5 protein-coding genes are annotated in these 3,726 nt (G+C 46.4%); all 5 read right to left on the bottom strand.

The window, feature by feature from the left end:
- Nucleotides 1-51: 51 nt before the first annotated feature.
- The gene (locus tag QUA54_RS33855) at nt 52-807 is read right to left on the bottom strand and encodes an AAA family ATPase (RefSeq protein WP_333419361.1); all 756 of its coding nucleotides are present in this window, start codon (nt 805-807) and stop codon (nt 52-54) included.
- A 108-nt stretch (nt 808-915) separates the two neighbouring features.
- Nucleotides 916-2,169, bottom strand: coding sequence for a beta-ketoacyl-ACP synthase II (gene fabF, locus QUA54_RS33850; RefSeq protein ID WP_333419359.1), 1,254 nt, complete (start codon nt 2,167-2,169; stop codon nt 916-918).
- 97 nt (nt 2,170-2,266) lie between these two features.
- On the bottom strand, nt 2,267-2,521 hold the full coding sequence (acpP, locus tag QUA54_RS33845) for an acyl carrier protein (protein WP_172192176.1): 255 nt from the start codon (nt 2,519-2,521) through the stop codon (nt 2,267-2,269).
- Between the two features lie 79 nt (nt 2,522-2,600).
- The gene (locus tag QUA54_RS33840; protein ID WP_333419357.1) at nt 2,601-2,765 is read right to left on the bottom strand and encodes a hypothetical protein; all 165 of its coding nucleotides are present in this window, start codon (nt 2,763-2,765) and stop codon (nt 2,601-2,603) included.
- Nucleotides 2,766-2,867: 102 nt separating this feature from the next.
- Nucleotides 2,868-3,275 (bottom strand): GFA family protein, encoded by a 408-nt coding sequence (locus QUA54_RS33835; RefSeq protein WP_333419355.1) that lies wholly within the window; start codon nt 3,273-3,275, stop codon nt 2,868-2,870.
- Nucleotides 3,276-3,726: the final 451 nt, after the last annotated feature.

Raw genomic sequence — 3,726 nt, 5'->3', positions numbered from 1 at the left:
TTTGAGCCAAAATTCTCATGAAACTAATGATCGATCGAACCCTCGCTCGATTTATGAATGATTTGCGATCGCTATATCACTTCCACCTATTTTAGGCTCTGCGGTTCTAATTAAATTCAAATTCATGTTATTGGCATTATAAAATTGCCATTGGAAAATAAATTTAATTAATTCTCTTCTGATTTTGTAAACAGGTGTATTTTCTGGTGGTAATTGACTATTTTCAAGCAGTGTCGTAATTGTCAACAAACCCAAAGAACTTGTAGGAATGTTATCTAAAGTTTCAAAATGAGTTGGCTCTTGACCGGGAAAATTGTAAACAGATAAAACTCCTTGCCTTAATTCTCTGTTATGCAATTTATAGTAATAGAAAGGTGGCTTGGTGGAAGTTCCCTGCAAATCTTCTCCGCCATACAGATATTCTTCAGAGATGCTCGCCCTTACTTTTTGTCGATCGGTATAAAGTTGGAAATCAAGAATTGCGCTGTCTTTTTGAAGATTACCAGTTTGGTTAATTTGCGAAAAACAGCAAGCTATACTGACCTTTGCTGGACTTTCAACATTGACATCTAAGATTTTATCACCGCCCAATTTAGAAATAGCATCCTCAAAACTACTCACGCCCCGAGTTTCGTCGGAAATAGGTATTAGGCAATCTTTTAAAAATTTCAAACAACTGATGAAATTGCTTTTGCCTGAACCGTTTGAGCCGATAAATATATTAAGGTTGTTTAACTTTACAGATGGATCTAATTGCAGATTTTTATAATTCTTGGTTGTCAGAAATCGAATAATTGGTTGATTCATACGATCGCTCCGGTTATACTTCAGAAAGTTAGGGCAGGCAAGATGCCTACCCTAGAAAGGTAAAAAAATATTTTTTTACCTTTTAACTCTCGATTTTCGGATTAGCCGTTACTGAACAAACTTCTTGAATGCCAGTGTGACGTTGTGGCCGCCAAATCCAAAAGAATTCGACAGCGCCACATCCACTTTTAGATCGCGGCTTGTATGAGGAACATAGTCTAAATCGCACTCAGGATCGGGATTTTCCAGATTAATTGTCGGCGGGATTTTGTCATTGGCGATCGACATTACCGTCGCCACCGCTTCAATTCCCCCAGAACCGCCCAAAAGATGACCGGTCATTGACTTGGTAGAACTAATTGCTACTTTGTAAGCGTGGTCTCCCAAGGTCCGCTTAATCGCCTTGGTTTCCGTAGAATCGTTGGGAAGCGTGCTCGTGCCGTGAGCGTTGATATAGCTCACTTGATCCGGCGTCAAACCCGCATCCTTGAGCGCTAAAGCGATCGCCCGCGACGCACCGTCCCCCCCCGGTACCGGGGAAGTCATGTGATACGCATCGCAAGTTAAACCGTAGCCGACGATTTCTGCGTAAATCTTCGCGCCACGGGCCAGAGCGTATTCCATTTCTTCTAGCATCAGAATGCCAGCACCTTCGCCGACAACAAAACCATCACGATCGCGATCGAACGGACGAGAAGCATGAGTCGGGTCATCGTTGCGAGTCGAAAGCGCCCTCGCCGCAGCAAAACCCGCCACGCACAAAGGTGTCACCGCAGCTTCCGTACCGCCGCAAATCATGGCTTGCGCGTAACCCCCCTGAACTAGGCGAAACGCATCGCCCACGGCATTCGACCCGGCAGCGCAGGCCGTCACGGGGCAAGAGTTCGGCCCCTTAGCACCCGTATGAATCGCCGTCAGGCCCGCGGCCATATTCGCAATCATCATGGGAATCATAAACGGGCTGCATCGATCGGGGCCGCGATTCAGATAGATCTCTTGCTGGTCTTCCAAAACCTTCAGGCCGCCAATGCCAGTGCCAAGAATGACACCCACCTGTTCTGCGTTCAGGTCGTTAATCTCAAACTTCGCATCAGCAACAGCTTGTTTGCTCGCTGACACCCCAAATTGAGCAAAGCGATCCATCCGCTTTGCTTCCTTGCGCTCTAAATAGTCGTGTGGGTCGTAACCCTTCACCTCTGCGGCAAAGCGGCAGTCGTGCCGCGACGGGTCGAATAAGGTGATCGGGCCTATACCATTCTTCCCGGCAAGCAACCCGTCCCAATACTCGGACAAGGTATTGCCGATCGGTGTAATCGCGCCGAGACCCGTGATAACAACGCGCTTACGCTCTAAATTTGTCATGATTTCAGTTTCAAAAAATTAAACACCCAGAACGCAGAACAAAAGAGGAGTTTCCATTTTTCTAACTTCTCTCCTCTTAGGGGAAAAGACAGGTATTTTATGCTTTTGGAGCTGCAAGTTGGCTGTTGATGAAATCTACAGAAGCTTGAACCGTAGTAATTTTTTCGGCTGCTTCGTCGGGAATTTCAATATCAAACTCTTCTTCCAAGGCCATGACCAGCTCTACAGTATCTAAGGAATCTGCTCCTAAATCGTTAGCAAAGTTGGCTTCGGGCTTGACTTCGCTCTTCTCGACTTCCAGTTGCTCTGCCACAATTTTCTGGACTCTAGTAAAAATGTCGTCTTGGCTCATAACATTATGTCCTCATTGGTTGCTGCGTATCTAATCTTATCCGAAAGGGGGATCTGCAACAGAAAGGCTGGCCGCTTTTCTAAGTGACACGGGCTAGCGACAATTGGGGCACGGACGATCGCAGCAACTCTAGGACTGTTATGGGGTGGCGATCGCTATGGCTCTCTTGGATTTGTGTGGGAAACAGTATCGATCGGCACAGAATATTCTTGAGGAAATCGCTGAAACCCTTGTCCTGAGACATATAAGCTGTATCAATCGCCGGATAGCCTGGAGAGCCGGTAAATCTTTGTTTGATAGGGCTGATGGTTAAAAGGCTTGCAGCCTTTTAGCTCTCAAATGGGTTCTATAGATGCTTTGTCTCGGCTGGATGCGCACCCCAGTTGTTGTTACGGCCATCCGAAAATCGAATGGGCCCTTCAATGAGTTCCGTTGGATCGGCGTTATTGAGGGCGGCCAATTGGACTGAAACGTAGTCACCGCCAATCTGTTCGTGGTATCCGCGTGCAAAGGAGCGCACGCCGCAGTGCTTGCAAAAAAGATGATGTCCAATCTTTGGATTGAACTGGTAATCGCTCAAATCGCCCTCGCCCGATAGCAATCGGAATGCGTTGGGCTTGATGATAGCGTTCCAATTCCGCGTTTTCGTGCAGATCGAGCAGTTACATTTGTTTGTGCCCAAGCTCAAGTCGATGTCGGCTTCAAATCGAACTGCGCCGCAATGGCAGCTTCCAATAAAGGTTTTGAGCGTCATAATCTCCCAAGAGGTTGTCGTCGTCCGAAAAGCGTAGAGGCTGTAACACAACTCCGAATACGGGCGATCTTCGATGATGCCCAACGGCTGAATTGAGTGGCAACCGATCGCTTCTAACTCAATCCAAAAATATCACAATTCTGTCGGCTCCAATGATTTGTGATGCCCCGATCGCTTAACTATTGTTAGCTGGAATTCCTCACCGATCTGATTCGCTGAGTTTCCACGGCTTCTGTTTCCACCGCTTGTAAAAACCTACGCATATCTGGGCAATAATCCTCGAATCTCTGTAGAGGGAACTTAGCGGTATATGTTCCAATAAATCATCTTTAACGCCGAGGCTTGCTCTGGATAGATTGCTCCGACCATCGCTTGACTAGACCTCTTGCAAAAAAGATTTATGTTATAATTAGAGGTTTTAAATTTCATCCCCTAGAGCTAACTCATAATT

This window comes from Microcoleus sp. MOSTC5 (assembly GCF_036701825.1).
GTDB lineage: Bacteria > Cyanobacteriota > Cyanobacteriia > Cyanobacteriales > Microcoleaceae > Microcoleus > Microcoleus asticus.
Note: the sequence above shows the minus strand (reverse complement) of the source record. Positions and strands in the feature narration are given on the sequence as shown.

Coding starts and splice junctions, on each gene's coding strand:
- QUA54_RS33855 (WP_333419361.1), bottom strand. CDS start 807: ATGAATCAACCAATTATTCGATTTCTGACAACCAAGAATTATAAAAAT.
- fabF (WP_333419359.1), bottom strand. CDS start 2,169: ATGACAAATTTAGAGCGTAAGCGCGTTGTTATCACGGGTCTCGGCGCG.
- acpP (WP_172192176.1), bottom strand. CDS start 2,521: ATGAGCCAAGACGACATTTTTACTAGAGTCCAGAAAATTGTGGCAGAG.
- QUA54_RS33840 (WP_333419357.1), bottom strand. CDS start 2,765: ATGTCTCAGGACAAGGGTTTCAGCGATTTCCTCAAGAATATTCTGTGC.
- QUA54_RS33835 (WP_333419355.1), bottom strand. CDS start 3,275: ATGACGCTCAAAACCTTTATTGGAAGCTGCCATTGCGGCGCAGTTCGA.